Origin of the sequence: Catellatospora sp. KI3 (assembly GCF_029948125.1) — a bacterium.
GTDB lineage: Bacteria > Actinomycetota > Actinomycetes > Mycobacteriales > Micromonosporaceae > Catellatospora.
The window spans coordinates 278,906-295,236 of record NZ_JASAMB010000003.1 but is presented as its reverse complement, the minus strand read 5'-3'; the positions used below and the strand labels follow the sequence as shown (position 1 = coordinate 295,236).

Annotated in this window: 16 protein-coding genes and 1 pseudogene; 8 read left to right on the top strand and 9 right to left on the bottom strand. The window is 72.6% G+C overall.

All coding sequences use genetic code 11. The features are described from left to right. Positions 1-11 precede the first annotated feature (11 nt). Entirely contained in the window at positions 12-2,042 is a 2,031-nt protein-coding gene (locus QEZ54_RS07860; protein WP_281303814.1) for a glycosyltransferase family 39 protein, read from the bottom strand. 174 nt (positions 2,043-2,216) lie between these two features. On the opposite strand from QEZ54_RS07860, the gene QEZ54_RS07855 reads away from it, so the two are divergent. Further along, positions 2,217-2,813: an ATP-dependent Clp protease proteolytic subunit gene (locus tag QEZ54_RS07855; RefSeq protein ID WP_281303813.1), complete on the top strand. Its 597-nt coding sequence runs from the start codon at positions 2,217-2,219 to the stop codon at positions 2,811-2,813. A gap of 4 nt (positions 2,814-2,817) precedes the next feature. Beyond that, the gene (locus QEZ54_RS07850; RefSeq protein ID WP_281303812.1) at positions 2,818-3,441 is read left to right on the top strand and encodes an ATP-dependent Clp protease proteolytic subunit; all 624 of its coding nucleotides are present in this window, start codon (positions 2,818-2,820) and stop codon (positions 3,439-3,441) included. A 134-nt stretch (positions 3,442-3,575) separates the two neighbouring features. Here QEZ54_RS07850 and QEZ54_RS07845 read toward each other — a convergent pair. The 6 genes and pseudogenes from QEZ54_RS07845 to QEZ54_RS07820 form a co-directional block, all read right to left on the bottom strand. Continuing rightward, positions 3,576-3,821, bottom strand: a pseudogene (locus QEZ54_RS07845) (helix-turn-helix transcriptional regulator); the annotation flags it as partial. 114 nt (positions 3,822-3,935) lie between these two features. Continuing rightward, the gene (locus tag QEZ54_RS07840; protein ID WP_281303811.1) at positions 3,936-4,805 is read right to left on the bottom strand and encodes an endonuclease/exonuclease/phosphatase family protein; all 870 of its coding nucleotides are present in this window, start codon (positions 4,803-4,805) and stop codon (positions 3,936-3,938) included. Positions 4,806-4,845: 40 nt separating this feature from the next. After that, the gene (locus QEZ54_RS07835) at positions 4,846-5,940 is read right to left on the bottom strand and encodes a family 43 glycosylhydrolase (protein ID WP_281303810.1); all 1,095 of its coding nucleotides are present in this window, start codon (positions 5,938-5,940) and stop codon (positions 4,846-4,848) included. A 110-nt stretch (positions 5,941-6,050) separates the two neighbouring features. Beyond that, positions 6,051-6,422, bottom strand: a complete 372-nt coding sequence (locus QEZ54_RS07830) for a YciI family protein (protein WP_281303809.1) — start codon at positions 6,420-6,422, stop codon at positions 6,051-6,053. A 191-nt stretch (positions 6,423-6,613) separates the two neighbouring features. Then, entirely contained in the window at positions 6,614-7,486 is an 873-nt protein-coding gene (locus QEZ54_RS07825) for a nucleoside hydrolase (RefSeq protein ID WP_281303808.1), read from the bottom strand. Positions 7,487-7,547: 61 nt separating this feature from the next. Then, positions 7,548-8,738 (bottom strand): cytochrome P450, encoded by a 1,191-nt coding sequence (locus QEZ54_RS07820; RefSeq protein ID WP_281303807.1) that lies wholly within the window; start codon positions 8,736-8,738, stop codon positions 7,548-7,550. Between the two features lie 181 nt (positions 8,739-8,919). Here QEZ54_RS07820 and QEZ54_RS07815 point away from each other — a divergent pair, with 181 nt between their 5' ends. The 6 genes from QEZ54_RS07815 to QEZ54_RS07790 all read left to right on the top strand — a co-directional run bounded on the left by QEZ54_RS07815 (position 8,920) and on the right by QEZ54_RS07790 (position 14,963). Next, on the top strand, positions 8,920-9,669 hold the full coding sequence (locus tag QEZ54_RS07815; RefSeq protein ID WP_281303806.1) for an alpha/beta hydrolase: 750 nt from the start codon (positions 8,920-8,922) through the stop codon (positions 9,667-9,669). Between the two features lie 44 nt (positions 9,670-9,713). Then, the gene (locus QEZ54_RS07810) at positions 9,714-10,889 is read left to right on the top strand and encodes a SpoIIE family protein phosphatase (RefSeq protein ID WP_281303805.1); all 1,176 of its coding nucleotides are present in this window, start codon (positions 9,714-9,716) and stop codon (positions 10,887-10,889) included. Positions 10,890-11,058: 169 nt separating this feature from the next. Then, positions 11,059-11,787, top strand: a complete 729-nt coding sequence (locus tag QEZ54_RS07805; protein WP_281303804.1) for an NUDIX domain-containing protein — start codon at positions 11,059-11,061, stop codon at positions 11,785-11,787. Continuing rightward, a complete protein-coding gene (locus QEZ54_RS07800; protein ID WP_281303803.1) occupies positions 11,784-12,764 on the top strand; it encodes a molecular chaperone DnaJ in 981 nt (326 codons plus the stop codon). The genes QEZ54_RS07805 and QEZ54_RS07800 overlap by 4 nt, the downstream gene beginning before the upstream one ends. 10 nt (positions 12,765-12,774) lie before the next feature. Further along, the gene (locus tag QEZ54_RS07795) at positions 12,775-13,740 is read left to right on the top strand and encodes a hypothetical protein (RefSeq protein ID WP_281303802.1); all 966 of its coding nucleotides are present in this window, start codon (positions 12,775-12,777) and stop codon (positions 13,738-13,740) included. Next, the gene (locus QEZ54_RS07790) at positions 13,737-14,963 is read left to right on the top strand and encodes an adenylosuccinate synthetase (protein ID WP_281303801.1); all 1,227 of its coding nucleotides are present in this window, start codon (positions 13,737-13,739) and stop codon (positions 14,961-14,963) included. The genes QEZ54_RS07795 and QEZ54_RS07790 overlap by 4 nt, the downstream gene beginning before the upstream one ends. Positions 14,964-14,975: 12 nt before the next feature. Here the strand turns inward: QEZ54_RS07790 and QEZ54_RS07785 are convergent, their stop codons facing one another. Beyond that, positions 14,976-15,308, bottom strand: coding sequence for a YciI family protein (locus QEZ54_RS07785; RefSeq protein WP_281303800.1), 333 nt, complete (start codon positions 15,306-15,308; stop codon positions 14,976-14,978). A 131-nt stretch (positions 15,309-15,439) separates the two neighbouring features. Beyond that, a complete protein-coding gene (locus tag QEZ54_RS07780; RefSeq protein WP_281303799.1) occupies positions 15,440-16,123 on the bottom strand; it encodes a hypothetical protein in 684 nt (227 codons plus the stop codon). Between the last annotated feature and the right edge of the window lie 208 nt (positions 16,124-16,331).

The following is a 16,331-nucleotide window of genomic DNA, read 5'->3' as shown; positions in this document are numbered from 1 at the left end:
GTTTCCGCCGATCAGCGAGCCCCGCAGTCGTAGAGCCGCGTCCCGGCCGCGTCGATGCCGGTGCAGTGGGCGGTGACCCAGGCGGCCAGGGCAGCCCCGATACCCGGCGCGCCGCCCCGGTTGGCGGCCGCGTACCGGTTGAACACGCCGAAGCCGCTCGCCCCGATCAGCACGTACCGCAGCTCGCCGGTGGCGACGAGCCGCTGGAGCCGGTCGACCGTCGGGAACGGCACCCGGCCGGAGAAGCCGCCCAGCGGCAGGACCGACGCGCCCGCGACCAGGTACGGCAGGGCCTGCAGCCCAGGGGCGGCGAACAGGTAGGTGCGGCCCGGCTGCCGGCTGCGCAGATACTCCAGCAGCGCGGTGGTCTGCCGGCTCGGCCGGTCGGTGGCGTCGAGGGAGAAGCCGCCGCCCCCGGCCGGGGTCCCGCTCACCGACGTGGAGCTGCCGGCACCGGCTTGCGGCGGTCCGCCCGGCTGCCCGGCCCCTGGGATCTGGGCGGCGAACCCGGGCGGGCCGCCCATCCCCGCCTCGGTGCGGGGGCCCGCGGCCGGACCGGCCCCGCCGCCCCGGTACGCGCTGTCGACCGTGGACCCCGCCCAGCCGGCCGGTGTGCTCAGGCACGCGACGACGCCGAGCGCGGCGCTGAGGGCCGCGAGCCGGACACTGCGCCTCATCCCGACCGCCGAACCGAGCCGCCGGTAGCGGGCACGCAGGGCCGGTGCCGCGACCAGCCCGGCGGCGCAGAGCGCCCCGAGCACCACGGCGGACCAGGCCAGCCAGGGCAGGAAGGTGCGGAAGCGCAGCGACAGGTGCAGCGTCCAGCCCAGCGTGAGCACGATCGTGGCCGGCAGGGCCCAGCGACGCGGTCCGCCGCGGCGCCACGCGGCCCACAGGGTGACGGCGCCGCCACCGGCGAGCGCCGCGATCGCCGGGGCCGCCGCGATGACGTAGAACTCGTGCGCCACCCGGCCGGCGGAGAACGCGACCGCGTGGATCAGCAGCCACAGGCCCCACATCAGGTAGCCGGCGCGGGCCAGGTCGGTGCGCGGCGCACGGCCGCGCCAGGCCAGGCCCGCGACCAGACCGGCCAGGGCCACCGGGTACAGCCAGCCGACCTGCGGCGCCACGCCGTCGCTGAACATGAACGGCGCTCCGCCCAGGTCCGGCCCGGCCTGCGCGCCGACGGCGTACCGGCTGAGGAAGTTGTACTGGAACACGGTGTAGAACAGCGAGTTGTCGGGCGACCCGTCGGCGTAGGGGCGGTGCGCGGCGGGCACCAGGGTGACGGCGCTGACGTAGAGCAGTGACACCGCCGCGGTGGTGAGGCCCGCGAGGCCGAGGTGGCCGAGCCTGCGGCGCACCGGCACGGGAGCGGCGACCAGGTACGCGACGGCCAGGGCGGGCAGCACGGCCCAGGCCTGCGCCATCTTCGCCTGGAACGCCAGCCCGACGAAGAGGCCCGACAGCAGCAGGCTGCGCAGCCGGCCCTCGGCCACCGCCCGGGTCCACGCGTCGGCGGCCAGGACCAGCAGCATGACCAGCAGCGTGTCCGAGATCTGGCTGCGGGCCAGCACCGCCACGACCGGCATCGTCGCGTAGGCGGCGGCGCCCAGGATCGCGGCCCGCGGGCCCTGCCAGCGCCGCACCGCCCGGTAGAGGACCAGGATGGTGACGACCGTCGCGACGACCTGCGGCAGGAGCACCGACCAGGTGTGGAAGCCGAACACGCGGGCCGACAGCGCCTGCACCATCAGCGCGCCGGGCAGCTTGTCCAGGGTGATCGAGGCGGCCGGGTCCAGCGCTCCGAAGGCGAAGGACTGCCAGCTGTCGGACATGCTCCTGACCGCGGCCGAGTAGTAGGGGTGCAGCGGGTTGCGGGACAGGCCCCACGCGTACACCAGTGCGGCCGCCGCCGCGATCAGCAGCAGCGCCGGCCGCGCCCAGCTCGGTTGGCCCGGAGGCGACCGCCAGACCGCGCGCAGCAGCCGTCTGCCCTGGGCCGGCGCGTCGATGGTGGACGTAACAGCAGTAATAACCACAGAAACGGTATATCGCATTTAAGTCACGTGCGGAGCGGATCCCCGGCGGTACCGCCCGGCAGGCGAGCACGTCCGATCTGCCCTGGGCTAAGTCGCTGAGAGCAGATCCCCTTGGCCGCCGCCCCGCCCGGGCCTGATCGTGGAGTGAACGGCCCGAGGAACAGGAGCACCCGCATGGCTGGCACCGCCACACTGGACGACGAACTCAACAAACGGCTGATGCACGAACGCATCATCGTGCTCGGATCCGACGTCGACGACGACATCGCCAACCGGATCTGCACCCAGCTGCTGACCCTGTCCGCCGAGGACCCGCGCCGCGACGTCGCGCTGTACCTGAACTCGCGCGGCGGATCCGTGCTCGCGGGGCTGGCCGTGTACGACATGATGCGGCTCATCCCCAACGACGTGATCACCGTGGCGATGGGGCTGGCGGGCAGCATGGCGCAGTTCCTGCTCTGCGCCGGCACACCCGGCAAGCGGTACGCGCTGCCCAGCGCCCAGATCCTGATGCACCAGGGCTCGGCCGGCCTGGGCGGCACCGCCGCCGACGTGGAGATCTACGCCGGGCAGCTGGACCGGCTCAGCAACCTGATGAGCACGCTGACCGCCGGGCACACCGGCCGCCCGGTCGCCACGATCGTCGAGGACGGGCAGCGCGACCGCTGGTTCAGCGCGCAGGAGGCGCTCGACTACGGCATGGTCGACCACATCGTCGCGCACCTCGACGACATCCGCCCGCACGCGGTCAAGCAGCGGATGGGGGTGTAGCGCGATGGGCCAGTACACGATCCCCACGGTCGTCGAGCGCACCTCGCGCGGCGAGCGCGCCTTCGACATCTACTCGCGGCTGCTGTCGGAGCGGATCGTCTTCCTCGGCACCGAGATCAACGACGACGTCGCCAACGTCATCATCGCGCAGCTGCTGCACCTGCAGTCCGAGAGCGCCGACCTGGACATCTCGTTCTACATCAACTCCCGGGGCGGCTCCTACAGCGCGCTGACCGCGATCTACGACACCATGCAGTACGTCCGGCCCGACGTCGCCACCCTCTGCGTCGGGCAGGCGTCCTCGGCCGCCGCCGTGCTGCTGGCCGCCGGGACGGCCGGCAAGCGGTCGGTGCTGCGGCACGCCAAGGTCGTCCTCCACCAGCCCTCCACCGAGGAGGGCTCCTTCGACGTCGCCCAGGGCACACTGCCGGACCTGGCGATCCGGGCCCGCGACGTGTCCCGGGTGCGGGCCGAGATGGACGGCATCCTCAGCCGGCACACCGGCCACCCCGCGCAGAAGATCCGGCACGACCTCGACCGGCACAAGACGTTCAGCGCCGCCGAAGCCGTCGCGTACGGCCTGGCCGACCAGGTCATCTCGACCGTGAAGACGACCCCGGCGGGCTAGGCCGCCAGGGCGTAGGTGTCGCCGGCCCGCCGGGTCGGCGGCACCGCGACGTCCAGGTGCACCGCGGCCGCACGGCGCTCCGGCAGCGCGACGGCCGTCACCCGGGTCGCCGACAGGTGGAAGGCGACGTCGACGAGCAGGTCCGGCAGCTCGATGCCCAGCGCCGCGCACAGCGCCGCGAGCACCTCCGAGGAGATCTCCTTCAGCCCGCGCTCGACCTCGGACAGGTACGGCATCGAGATCCGCGCCGCCACCGCGACCTCGGCCAGCGTCCGCCCCTGCGCCAGGCGCAGCCGCCGCAGCGACTCCCCCAGCGCCGAACGCAGCAGCACCCGACGCGGGATCTCCTGGAAGCGGGCACGCTCGGCGGGATTCGACATGGCTCCTTTATAACCAGGCCCGCCGCCGCCGGACAGCCGAGTTCGCTGACGGCAGAGCCGCCGGCGGGCTCCGCCGCCGGGAGAGGCGGCCCGGGGGTCCGGGCCGCCTCGGCGTCAGGCGATGTCGATGGCGAAGTCGGCCACCACGCCCCTGTGGTCGGAGTTGGTGTTGACGACCAGCCCGTAGTCGGTCATCCACATCAGCTGATGGTCCTCGACCCGCTTCCAGAAGTAGATGTAGTCGATGTGCCGGTTGCCGTGCGTGCCGGTGCCGCGCTCGCCGAACAGGTTGTAGACCGAGCGCAGGTTCGGCAGCTGGTTGGCCTCGAAGACCCGCCACGGGAAGTTCGCGTAGCCGACGGCCCGGTCGGCGCTGAAGTCGACGTTCAGGTCGCCGCTGACGATGACCTGCCCCTCGTCCTTCTTCCGTGCCGCCAGGCTCTTGATCGCCTGGAACTGCTGCTCGGCGCACTGGGTGCGCGGGATGTCGACGGGGCGGCCGTTCTCCTCGATGCTGGCGTTGGCGTGGAAGTTGAGGTGGAAGACCACGCGCCCGCTGGCCTTGTGCCGGTACTTGACCCAGTTGTTGTAGCGGGCCGGCGGCACCTCGTCGGGGCCGTTGGTGTCGCAGACGAAGTCCGACCCCCTGTCCAGCACGTCGAACATGCTCTTCCTGGCCAGCAGCGCCTCGTTCTCGGCCTGCGACGGTGCGGGGGCGTAGAACCACCAGCCGTTGTTCTGCGCCCAGTCGATCAGGAAGTCCTTGCGGGCGTTGACCTCGTTGAGACCGACCAGGTCGGCCTTCGACGTGATCAGCTGCAGGTCCGCCAGGAACTGGGCGTGGGTCAGCCCGTTGTAGATGTTGAGCGTGCCGGCCCGGAACACCGCGTTCGCCGCCTGCGCGGGCGCGGCCGGCACCACGGTCGCCAGCATGGCCACCGCGCCGGCCAGGGCGATCGATAGTCGGATCCTTCTCGGTTTCATCTGGTGACTCCCCTTCTGCTGTGGCTGCTCGGGCCCGGATTCAGAGCTGGACCTTGAAGTCGGCGGCGGCGCCGGAGCCGGTGATGACGAGCCGGCCGGTGCGGCTGCGCCGCCCGCTGCCGTCGTCGGCGAGGTAGTTCCAGGTGACCCACGGCTTGCCGTCGCGGGCGCGGTAGACGTCCATGGCGCCCGGGCCCCGCCTGTTGCCGGGCAGCCCGTACCTGCGCAGGTCGTCGGGCAGGTGCGCGGCTGGACCCGAGTACGAGAACCAGGCCCGGTTCGGGCCCGGCATCGGCGAGCACAGCCCGTCGTCGATCCGGTCGCCGCAGAACGCGATGCCGGTCGAGTAGTAGTTCTCACTCCAGCTGTTGCCGGAGTAGAACAGGTACCAGGAGCCGTTGTGGTAGAGCGCGCTCGGGTTCTCGATCACGGTCACGCCGCTGGTGTCGCGGTACTTGGCCCAGGCCAGGTTGTCGCTGCGGAGGATGACCACCGGATCGGAGTTGCGGTCGACGGTGCCGTTGCCGTTGAACTTCAGCATCATCACCGACAGCGCGGACTCCTGGCCCTCGGCCCGCTGCCCGTCGCGCCACGTCATCCACACGGCCCCCTCGGGGCCGGCGGTGACGTCGGCGTCCAGCGCCCACCGGTTGCCCTTGTCGGGGCACGCGATGGGGTCGTCCTCGGCGACGAAGCCGCCGAACGGGTTCTGCGAGCGGGCGACGCCGACGCACTTGCGGCCGTCGTCGTCGCGCCGGGTGGCGGTGTAGAACAGGTAGTAGCGGCCGACGCCGTCCTTGACGTGGTACCAGGCGCCGGGGGTCCAGATGCCCGAGCCGGGCTCGACCCAGGCGCCGCCGCCGCCGGGCATGGCGTCGCCCGCGATGACCGGCGAGGTGCCGACCTCGTCGCCCGAGCCGGAGACCGCGTACGGGACGTTGCGTCCGTGGGCGCTGGCGCCGTAGGTGATGTACTGGCCGGACCCGTCGTGCAGGGCGATGGTGTCCGCGCCCGGGAACCGGAAGTCCTGCGATTCGTCGGTGGGGTCCAGGACCGCCGCCGCATGCCCGGCGGCCGGGACGGTGCCGAGCGCCGCGATGAGAGTGAGCACCACTCCAGCGAGCAGAGTCTGCATAGGACAATCGAAGCAGGCCTGTCTCCACGGCCGCTACAGAGCGGCTACACGGCGGCGCGTCGTACCGACCCGCGTGGTCGCGGTCACCTGCGACCACGCGGGCCCGCGGGTCACTCGCCGACCTGCGGCACCTCGTCACCCTCGGGCACCCGCCGGACCTCGATCTTCGACCCGGGCGCCGCCGGGACCCGCTTGGCCCACTGGACCGCCTCCTCCTTCGAGGCGACGTCGACCAGGAAGAAGCCGCCGAACAGCTCCCTCGTCTCCCCGTACGGGCCGTCGGTCACCACCGGCGTCTCGCCGCTGAAGTCGACCACGACCCCCTGGCCGGGATCGTCCAGCCCTTCGGCCGCGACGTAGGCACCGGCCTTGGCCATGTCGTCGATGAACTGGCGGGTCGCGGTGATCATGTTCTCGAGGTCGGCCATCATGGCGGCGTTCGACTCGTCGGTGCCCCGCATGATCAGCATGTACTTCGCCATCGCACTCTCCTCACCCGGGCGGGCCGCCTGTCGGCCTCACCCGACACAGGTCGAACGAGCGGCCCTCCGATCGACACGGCTCGGAGGGATTCTCCGGCCGGGGTCAAGCTCACACCCGCTAGGCATCCTAGGAACCTCGGTTGAAGGTCGGTGGCACGCCGTGCCGAGGCACCGGCTTCGGCGGCGGCGGCCTAGGTGCGGCTGCGCGTGAGGATGTCGAAGAACCGGTGCGGGTCGTAGTCCGTGATGATCGAGGTGTGCGTGTCGGCGGCGGGGCGGGCGCCCCACTCGTTGCCGGCTCGGTAGATCTCGACCTGCGCCCAGGTGCCGACGCCCCGGTCGATCGCGCAGCAGGCGGCGAGCGGATCGTGGAACTTCTTGCCGTCCGGGTGCTGCGCCAGGTACTGCCCCATCAGGCGGTGGATCAGCGCCAGGGCGGGACCGCGGTGGGCGACGGCGCCGACGCGTTCGTGCAGATCCTGGTCGTACACCACGCCGTGGCACACGTTCTTGGACACGAACCAGCGTTCCCGGATGCCCGGATGGGCCAGGACGGCCAGCGCCGCCCGCGGGTCCCCGTTCAGGTTGTACGTGGGGCACGTCGTGAGCCCGCGGAACTTCGGGAGCTGCCGGTCCGCCGGCACCACCCCCTCACCGGCGAACCCGCCCTGGGCCACCAGGGTGCCCAGCCGCAGGTCGCCGCCGGCGATCGCCGCGCCCAGGTTCTTCAGCGGCCCCCCGCAGACCAGCGTCGTCCCCTCGTCGCAGACCTCTGCCAGCAGCCGCCCGCCGGGCTCGGCGTCCAGCGAGGGCGCCACCTCGCCCAGGACGCGGTAGTGCCACGGCGACACGCACGCCTTGGGGTGGGCGAGATTGAACGCGCCGATCCGTACGTCGGTGCGCCCCAGCAGCGCCAGCCCGTGGCGTACGACGCCGATCTGAGCCGGTGACCCGGGCGTCACGGTCACCGCCCGCAGGTTGACCTCGGGATGCCCGGCGAGCAGCAGCAAGGTCAGAAAGTCGTCGGGATCGCCGGTCTCCATGTCCCACACCACGTCGAGCACGGCAATGATCACACCGTGCCGGCAGAGCGATGTCCACCGATTTGCCTGCGGCGGGCGCCGCCTAGACCAGCCGGGCCGGCAGGTGGACGGGGCCGTGCATGAGCAGGCCCGGCCGCCACTCCAGCTGCTCCAGCGGCACCGCAGCGCTGAGGGCGGGGAACCGGCGCAGCAGCGCACCGACGGCCACCTGGGCCTCCAGCCGGGCGACCGGTGCGCCGAGGCAGAAGTGGATGCCGTGGCCGAAGGCGAGATGGCGGTCGGCGTCGGGACGGCCCGGATCGAACCCGTCGGGGTCGGTGAAGGACGCCCCGTCGCGGTTGGCGGACATCAGCGAGAGGACCACGATCTCCCCAGCCGGGATGGTCACGTCCCCGTAGGTCACCGGCGCGACCGTCAGCCGCAGGGTCGCGTTCTTCACCGGGCTCTCGTACCGGAGGGTCTCCTCGATCACCCGAGGCAGCAGCGACTCGTCGGCCCGCAGCGCCGCCATCAGCTCCGGTCGCCGCAGCAGCAGGCAGATCGTGTTGCCGATCAGGTTCACCGTGGTCTCGTGCCCGGCGAGCAGCAGTACGAACACCATCGAGCTGAGCTCGTCCGCGGTCAACCGGTCGCCGGCGTCGCTGGCCTGGATCAGGCCGCTCAGCAGGGCGTCGTCCGGCTCTGCCCGTTTGCGCTCCAGCAGCCGCGCCACGTACCCGGCGGCGGCCCTGCCGGCCGCGTGGGTCTGCTCGGGCGCGACCGCGGCGCCGGCGACCATCGTGTTCGTCCAGCCGCGGAAGGCGTCGCGGTCCACGTCGGGCAGCCCGATCAGCTCGCAGACCACCTGGAACGGCAGCGGGAACGCGAAGTCGTCGATGAGGTCGGCCTCGGGCCTGTCCTCCAGCCGGTCCAGCAGCTCACCCGCGAGCTGTTCGACGCGGGGGCGCAAGCCTTCGATCCGCCGGGCGGTGAACGCCCGCGACACCAGCCGCCGCAGCCGGGTGTGCTGCGGCGGGTCGGCATTGAGCATGTGGGTGCTCGTCGCGGCCTGCACGTCGGCCGGCAGCGGCAGACTTCCGGTCAGCCGTACCTCCTTCAGCGCGGCCTTGGACAGGCGCGGATCGTTGAGCGCCTGCTTGACGTCCGCGTGCCGGGTGACCAGCCAGCCGGTCTTGGCGGGGCCGAGCGGGATGCGATGGGCCGGCGAGGCGCTGCGCAGCCCTGCGAGGAGCTGATGTGGATCGCCGGTCTGGCTGTCGGCCGCCGCTGTCATGCGGGGAGTATGGCACGAGTCATCGGCGGCTATAACTGCACGAACGTACCGGCCGGCCGGGAACGGGTGGCCCGGTTGGTGCGGTTCGCCGTCGGCCTGCGGCGTCCGGTGAGATCATGGGGCCGTGGACGTCCGTACCCGAAACCATGTCACTTTCACCGGGCCGGCGGACGCTCCGGTCGTGCTGCTCGCCCACGGTTTCGGTTGCGACCAGAACATGTGGCGCCGCATCGTGCCCGCCCTGGCGGTCGACCATCGCGTCGTGTCGTTCGATCACGTGGGATCCGGCCGCTCCGATCCGGCCGCGTGGGACGCCGACCGCTACGCGTCCCTGTCCGGATACGCGGACGACATCCTGGACCTCTGCCGCGAGCTGGCCCTGCCGCCGGTCACGTTCGTGGGCCACTCGGTGGCCGCGATGATGGGTGTGCTGGCCGCCAACCGCGAGCCCGAACGGTTCGCCGCGCTGGTGTTGGTCACGCCGTCGCCGTGCTACCTCGACGACGGCGCCTACCGCGGCGGGTTCAGCCGGGCCGACATCGATGAGCTGCTGGAGTCGCTGGACAGCAACTACCTCGGGTGGTCGGCGACGATGGCGCCGGTCATCATGGGCAACCCCGACCGTCCGGAGCTGGGCGAGGAGCTGACCAACAGCTTCTGCCGGACCGACCCCGCGATGGCCGCCGTCTTCGCGCGGGCGACGTTCCTGTCCGACAACCGCGCGGACCTGGCGCGGGTCAGCGTGCCCACGCTCATCCTGCAGTGCTCCCACGATGCGATCGCCCCACCGGAGGTAGGCTCCTACGTGCGGGAGCACATCACGGGCAGCCGCCTGGTGACGCTGCCCGCGACGGGCCACTGTCCGCAGCTCAGCGCCCCCGAGGCCACCGCCGCGGCACTGCGCGGATTCCTGGAAGAAGCAGGCAGGTGACCCCGGGGCGGGCCGATGAGCCGGCGCGGATGTGACGTCCCGCCATGCTCGAAGACAGCACCGACGACCTGTATGAAGACGCCCCGTGCGGCAACGTGTCGACCCTGCTCGACGGGACCGTCGCCAGGATCAACCGGACGTTGCTGAGCTGGCTGGGGTACGGCCGTGACGAGGTCGTCGGCCTGCGCCGGTTCAGCGACCTGCTCACCGTCGGCGGCCGGATCTACTACGAGACGCACTACGCACCTCTGCTGACCATGCAGGGCGAGGTCGGCGGCGTGGCGCTGGACCTGCGTGCCAAGGACGGCCGGAGACTGCCGGTCCTGGTGAGCTCGACGGTGAAGACCGGCGGCGACGGCCGGCCGCTGCTGATCCGGACCACCGTGTACGACGCCCGCGACCGCCGGGCCTACGAGGAGGAGCTGCTGCGCGCCCGCCGCGCCGCCGAAGCCGCCGAACAGGCCGCCCACCAGGATCGCCAGCGCCTGCAGAAGCTGGTCGCCAGCCTGCAACGCAGCCTGCTCCCGCGGAAGCTCGCGGCGCCGCCGGGGATGGACGTCGCGGCGCATTACCAGGCGGCGTCGGCTGATGAGGTCGGCGGCGACTTCTACGACCTGTTCCCGCTCGACGGCGACCGGTGGGGGTTCTTCCTTGGCGACGTGTGCGGCAAAGGCGTCGAAGCCGCCGCCGTCACCGCGCTGGCCCGCTACACGCTGCGGGCCGCGGCGGTCTACGACCCCGACCCGGGTGAGGTGCTGAGCAACCTCAACACGGTGCTGTACCAGGAGTACCTGTCCGGCGATCACCGCTCCTGCACCGTCGTGTTCGGCGTCCTCGGCCCCCCGACCGGCGAGGGCCGCCGGGTGACGGTCACGGGCGGGGGCCACCCGCCGGCGCTGCTGCTGACCGCGGCGGGCGCCGCCGACTACGTGCCGACCAGCGGAGGGCCGCTGGTGGGCATGTTCGCCGGGCTGCGGTTCACGGCCCATACGCTCATGCTGCGTCCAGGCGACACGTTGATCCTGTACACCGACGGCCTCACCGACGCGCGCACCGACGACGCCGGCCGCTACGGCCACGAAGCCCTGCTGGAGTTCGCGGCCTCGATCGCGCCCGCTTCTGCCGCGGCGGCCGTCGCCGCCCTGGCCGGCCTGCTCGGCGGGTTCGGCGCCGACCTCGACGACGACGCCGCGATCATGGCCCTGGGCGTCACCGGGTAAGGGCGGCGGCCACGCCGCCGCCGTGAACGCGACAGTGCGCCTGGTCTGCGCCGAGCCGCCGGCTGCGGGCCGACCGACGACCTGGACTCCATCGGCGATTGACAACGGCCACGCCCCGACCTACAGTCATTCTCAGTTCGAGTTAATCTCAGATCGAGAAGGACATGGCATGGTCACCGAGCGCGAGTTCCTCGACGGCTACGACCCGCGCGCCTACCCGGCGGTCGCGGTCACCGTCGACATCGTCACGCTGACCATCCGCGACGGCGTCCTCCATGTGCTGCTCGTGGAGCGCGGCGAGCAGCCCCAGGCCGGACGCCTGGCCCTGCCGGGCGGCTTCGTCCGCGAGGAGACGCTCGACCAGGCCGCCCTGCGCGAGCTCGCCGAGGAGACGGGGATCCTGCCCCGCGTGCACCTGGAGCAGCTCGCGACGTTCGGCGACCCCGGCCGCGACCCGCGCATGCGCGTGGTGTCGGTCGCCTACCTCGCCTTCGCGCCCCACCTGCCCGACCCGATCGTCGGCGGCGACGCCGCCGCGGCCCGCTGGACCCCTGTCGAAGCCGCGACCGGTCTGGCGTTCGACCACGACGCGATCCTCGCCGCGGGGCTGGAACGTGCCCGCGCCAAAATCGAGTACACGCCGCTGGCGACCGCGTTCGTGGGCGAGGAGTTCACCATCGCGCAGCTGCGCGGCGTGTACACGGCGGTCTGGGGCGAGGAGCCGCACGCGGGCAACTTCCACCGCAAAGCGCTGTCCGTGCCGGGCTTCATCACCGATACCGGCGCCACGACCGAGCGCGGCGGCGACCGCGGCGGCCCCCGGTCGAAGCTCTACCGGGCCGGCGACGCCCGGATCCTGCACCCGGCGCTGCTGCGGCCCGCGCAGGAGCGGCGATGAGCGGCTTCGACGACGCGGTCACCCGGGTGCTGGCCGCGCGCACCCCGGCCGACCTGTTCGGCGGCGACGGCGGGCACGCGTACCGGACGCTCGCCAAGGTCCTGCACCCGGACGCCGCACCGGCCGGCTCGGCCGCGACCGCGACGCGCGCCTTCGCCCGGCTCGCGGACCTGTGGGCGGCGCACCACGGCGGCACGGCCATGGTCACCCAGCGCGGCACGTACCGCATCGGCCCGCTGAGGTACGCGGGCGACGTCGCCGACCTGTACACCATCGACGGCGGCACGGCCCTGCTGAAACTGCCCCGGCACCCCGACGACAGCGACCTGATCCGCCGCGAGGCGCGCGCGCTGACCCGGCTGCGCGAGCACGGCGAGGCGCGCCACCACGCGTACGCCCCGCGGCTGATCGAGTCGTTCACGCACCGCGACCCCGCCGGGGGTGCCCGCCGCACCGCGACGATCCTCGCCCACCAGGAGGGTTTCGTGAGCCTGGCCCGGGTGAAGCAGTCCTACCCCGACGGCGTCGACCCGCGCGACGCGGCCTGGATGTGGCGGCGGCTGCTGGTCGCCCTCGGCTACGCCCACCGCGCCGGGGTCGTCCACGGCGCCGTCGTCCCCGACCACGTGCTGATCCACCCGGACGAGCACGGCCTCGTCCTGGTCGACTGGTGCTACAGCGTCACCGAGCCCGGCCAGGCCGTCCCGGCGCTGGCCCCCGGGTACCGCGACCTCTACCCGCCGGAGGTCACCGGCAAGCGCCCGGCGAGCGAGGCGACCGACATCCACCTCGCCACCCGGTGCATGACCTGGCTGGTGGGCGACCGGATGCCACCGGCGCTGGCCCGCTTCGCCCGCGGCTGCACCCTGCCCAACCCGAATGCGCGCCCGCACGACGCGTGGCGGCTGCTCGCCGAGTTCGACGAGCTGCTGGGCGCGCTCTACGGGCCCCGTACCTTCCGACCCTTCACTCTCTGAGGAGCAGATCATGGGAAGCGGACACTGGTCCACCGACGTCTACGCCGCCGCGGCGGGCTACCGCTCGGCCACCGGCGCGAGCGCGTTCGCCTACAGCGACTCCGGCGCGCGTACCGTGCACGACGCGCTCGACCCGCACGGGGTCACGGCCCGCGAGAGCCGCGACAGCGACCAGCACCCGCGGTCGACGCCGATCGCGATCCTGTTCGACGTCACCGGGTCGATGGGCTCGGTGCCGCGCGTGCTGCAGACCAAGCTGCCGGAGCTGTTCGGCCTGCTGATCCGCAAGGGCTACTGCACCGACCCGCAGATCCTGTTCGGCGCGATCGGCGACGCCACCTGCGACCGGGCGCCGCTACAGATCGGGCAGTTCGAATCCGACAACCGCACCGACGACGACCTCGGCCGGATCCTGCTCGAAGGCGGTGGCGGCGGGCAGCGCACCGAGTCCTACGAGCTGGCCATGTACTTCATGGCCCGCCACACCGACCTCGACGCCGTCGCCCGCGGCCGGCGGGGCTACCTGTTCATCATCGGCGACGAGATGGCCTACCGGCAGGTCAAGCCCGACGAGGTGCGCCGCGTCATCGGCGACGAGCTCAGCGAACCGATCAGCACCGAGGCGATCGTCGCCGAGCTGCGGCGCGCCTACGACGTGTACTTCATCATGCCCGCGCAGGCCAGCTACACCGGCGACGCCGAGATCCTCGGGTTCTGGCGCAAGCTGCTCGGCCAGAACGTCATCGAACTCGACGACCTCGACGCCGTCTGCGAGACCATCGCCCTGACGGTCGGGCTCGGCGAGGACGCCACCGACCTGGACGCGGGCCTGGTCGACCTGACCGAGGCCGGGTCGGCCGCCGGACCGAGCGTCGGCAAGGCGCTCGCCCCGCTCGGCAGGACCCGCGGCGCACTGGTGCGCTCGGCGCTGCCGGCCGGGTTCGGCGAGCGGGCCGCGCCGGTGACGCGGCTGTGACCGGGGCCCGCCACGTCATCGTCGTCGACCTCGGCTACGGCGACGCGGGCAAGGGCACCATCGTGGACTGGCTCTGCGCGACCAGACCGGTGAGCACCGTGATCCGGTTCAACGGGGGCGCGCAGGCCGCCCACAACGTGGTGTCGCCCGACGGGCGGCACCACACCTTCGCCCAGTTCGGCTCCGGCACCCTGCACGGCGTACGCACCCACCTGTCCCGGTTCATGCTGGTCGACCCGCTGGCGCTGGCCGCCGAGGCCGAACACCTGGCGCAGCTGGGCGTGGCCGCGCCGTTTGAGCTGCTCACCGTCGACCGGCGGGCGCTGCTGACGACGCCGTGGCACCGTGCCGCCAACCGCCGCCGGGAAGCCGCCCGCGGCGAGGACCGGCACGGCTCGTGCGGCATGGGCGTCGGCGAGACCGCCGCGTTCGCGCTGGCCCACCCCGACCTCGCCGTCCGCGCCGGGGACACCGGGTCCCCGGCGGTGCTGCTGCGCAAGCTGAACGCGGTCCGTGACGCGCTCACCGCCGAACTCGGCCCGCTCGACGCGCCGCCGGTCGCCGCCGTCGCCGAAGCCTTCCGCGCGTTCGGGACCGCGGTCCGGCTCGTCTCCTCGTCGCGGCAGGCGCTGGCCGGGCCGTGCGTCTTCGAAGGGGCGCAGGGGGTGCTGCTGGACGAGTGGCGCGGCTGGCACCCGTACACGACCTGGTCCACCACCACGTTCGACAACGCCGAGACGCTGCTGGCCGAGGACGGCGGCGACGACGCGCTGCGCCTGGGCGTGGTGCGCACCTACACCACCCGCCACGGCGCCGGGCCGCTGGTCACCGAGGATCCGCGGCTCACCGCGGCACTGCCGGAGCGGCACAACGGCCACGGCCCGTGGCAGGGCGCGTGGCGGGCGGGGCACTTCGACGCCGTGGCCCACCGGTACGCCGTCGAGGTGTGCGGCGGCGTCGACGCGCTGGCCGTCACCCACACCGACGCGGCCGAGCGGCACGAGCTGAAGATGTGCCTCGCGTACGGGCAGCTGGACCGGATCGTGCCGGGCGAGCGCGGCGACCTGGCGTACCAGGAGAAGCTCACGCAGACGTTGAGCACCGCCACCCCGGTCTACACCCGGCTCGGCGACGTCGCCGAAGTGCTCGGCGCTCCGCTCGCGGTCACCTCGTCCGGCCCCACCTTCGCGGACAAGACGCAGCGGTCCGTCCGGTGGCGATGACGCGGCGGCGGCCTAGACCGACTCGTGCAGCGGCCACACCTCGACGACGCCGTGCGCGATCGCGCACGGCGTCGCGGACACGGCTTCGATCGCCTCTTCCAATGAGGCCGCCTCGATGAGGGCGAACCCGGCCACCGGCAGCGCCGCCGACAGGAACGGACCCTGCTCCACGACCACGCCGGTGGCGTCAGGATTTCTCACCTGTACGGGCGCACCGGCGATCCCGGACTCGGCACCGGCCTGCCGCAGCCGCACCTCATGGGCGTGCGCCCGGTCGCGTAGTGCGGCGGCGGTACGGTCGTATCCGGCCTGGTCGCCGTATCCGATGGTCAAGAACTTCGCCATGACGGGATCCCTCCGGGCAGCTGGTCACCGGGCGGTGACACCTGACGACTCACCGATCTGGCGGGCGGTGAAACCTGCGCGGGACGGCCGGAGGGCGGATGCGCCGCCCTCCGGCCGTGATCGAGATGCGCCTACCGGTTGGCGTACGGAGCTGCCAGCACGGTGAACGGCCCGTTGTCGGTGATCGGGTACTCGGACTCGCCCGCCTCCAGGCAGTCGGCGCTGAGGCCCGGGGCGGGCCCGCGGCCGGTGCAGACCCGCGCCGCCATGGTGACGAACAGGGTGCTGGTGTGGACGCCGGGGTGCAGCGGACGGAAGACCGGCGACACCGGTACCACGTACGGCAGCCCGGCGGTGCCGACCGGCAGCACCACGTCCAGGGGAACCGTGCCGGACTGGAGCACCTCCGGGCCCACCGTGACGGACCGCTCACCGACCGTCCCGGCGTCGATCACGTAGCGGGCGCTGGTGAAGTTGGTGATGAACGCCGCCTGCTCGGTCGCCGTCGCCGTGAGCCAGGGCGGGACGGCCCGGACCCACTTCTCCCCCGCCAACGCCGTGCGGCAGCCCGGACCACCGGGCGGGTCGGCGATGTCGTCGGTCGCGGGCGCGGGCGGCCCGATGATCCGCTGCCGGACGTCGTAGCGCTGGTTCAGATCCCGCCACTGCTCGCTGCCCCCGGTGAAGATGGGGCTGATGCAGAAGCGCTCGCGAGACGGCGCGGCCTGGGCGGTGCCGGCCATGAGGCCCAGGCTCGCCGCCAGAGTGGTGAGAATCGCCGCCGCTCTTGCGGTGCGCAGTACAGCGTTGGTCATGGTGAACCCCCGTAGCTCGTACGCTGACCTCGTACTTCGTCGGGCCAGGCGCCCTGGCCCGGTGCGAAGCGTATGCGCAGCGGCAGGGCCGACCGCCGCCTGACACGCCAAAGTCGCGCGGGATCGAGTCGCGCCCCAGAGAACATATTCCCAGGTGAAACGCCTACCACATCCAAGATTAGGTTCAAGTTCGTCGATGCGGCGCACT

Bases quoted from the DNA above. Each gene is read 5' to 3' on its own strand.
- QEZ54_RS07855 (WP_281303813.1), top strand. From the start codon at position 2,217: ATGGCTGGCACCGCCACACTGGACGACGAACTCAACAAACGGCTGATG.
- QEZ54_RS07850 (WP_281303812.1), top strand. From the start codon at position 2,818: ATGGGCCAGTACACGATCCCCACGGTCGTCGAGCGCACCTCGCGCGGC.
- QEZ54_RS07840 (WP_281303811.1), bottom strand. From the start codon at position 4,805: ATGAAACCGAGAAGGATCCGACTATCGATCGCCCTGGCCGGCGCGGTG.
- QEZ54_RS07835 (WP_281303810.1), bottom strand. From the start codon at position 5,940: ATGCAGACTCTGCTCGCTGGAGTGGTGCTCACTCTCATCGCGGCGCTC.
- QEZ54_RS07830 (WP_281303809.1), bottom strand. From the start codon at position 6,422: ATGGCGAAGTACATGCTGATCATGCGGGGCACCGACGAGTCGAACGCC.
- QEZ54_RS07820 (WP_281303807.1), bottom strand. From the start codon at position 8,738: ATGACAGCGGCGGCCGACAGCCAGACCGGCGATCCACATCAGCTCCTC.
- QEZ54_RS07810 (WP_281303805.1), top strand. From the start codon at position 9,714: ATGCTCGAAGACAGCACCGACGACCTGTATGAAGACGCCCCGTGCGGC.
- QEZ54_RS07805 (WP_281303804.1), top strand. From the start codon at position 11,059: ATGGTCACCGAGCGCGAGTTCCTCGACGGCTACGACCCGCGCGCCTAC.
- QEZ54_RS07800 (WP_281303803.1), top strand. From the start codon at position 11,784: ATGAGCGGCTTCGACGACGCGGTCACCCGGGTGCTGGCCGCGCGCACC.
- QEZ54_RS07795 (WP_281303802.1), top strand. From the start codon at position 12,775: ATGGGAAGCGGACACTGGTCCACCGACGTCTACGCCGCCGCGGCGGGC.
- QEZ54_RS07785 (WP_281303800.1), bottom strand. From the start codon at position 15,308: ATGGCGAAGTTCTTGACCATCGGATACGGCGACCAGGCCGGATACGAC.
- QEZ54_RS07780 (WP_281303799.1), bottom strand. From the start codon at position 16,123: ATGACCAACGCTGTACTGCGCACCGCAAGAGCGGCGGCGATTCTCACC.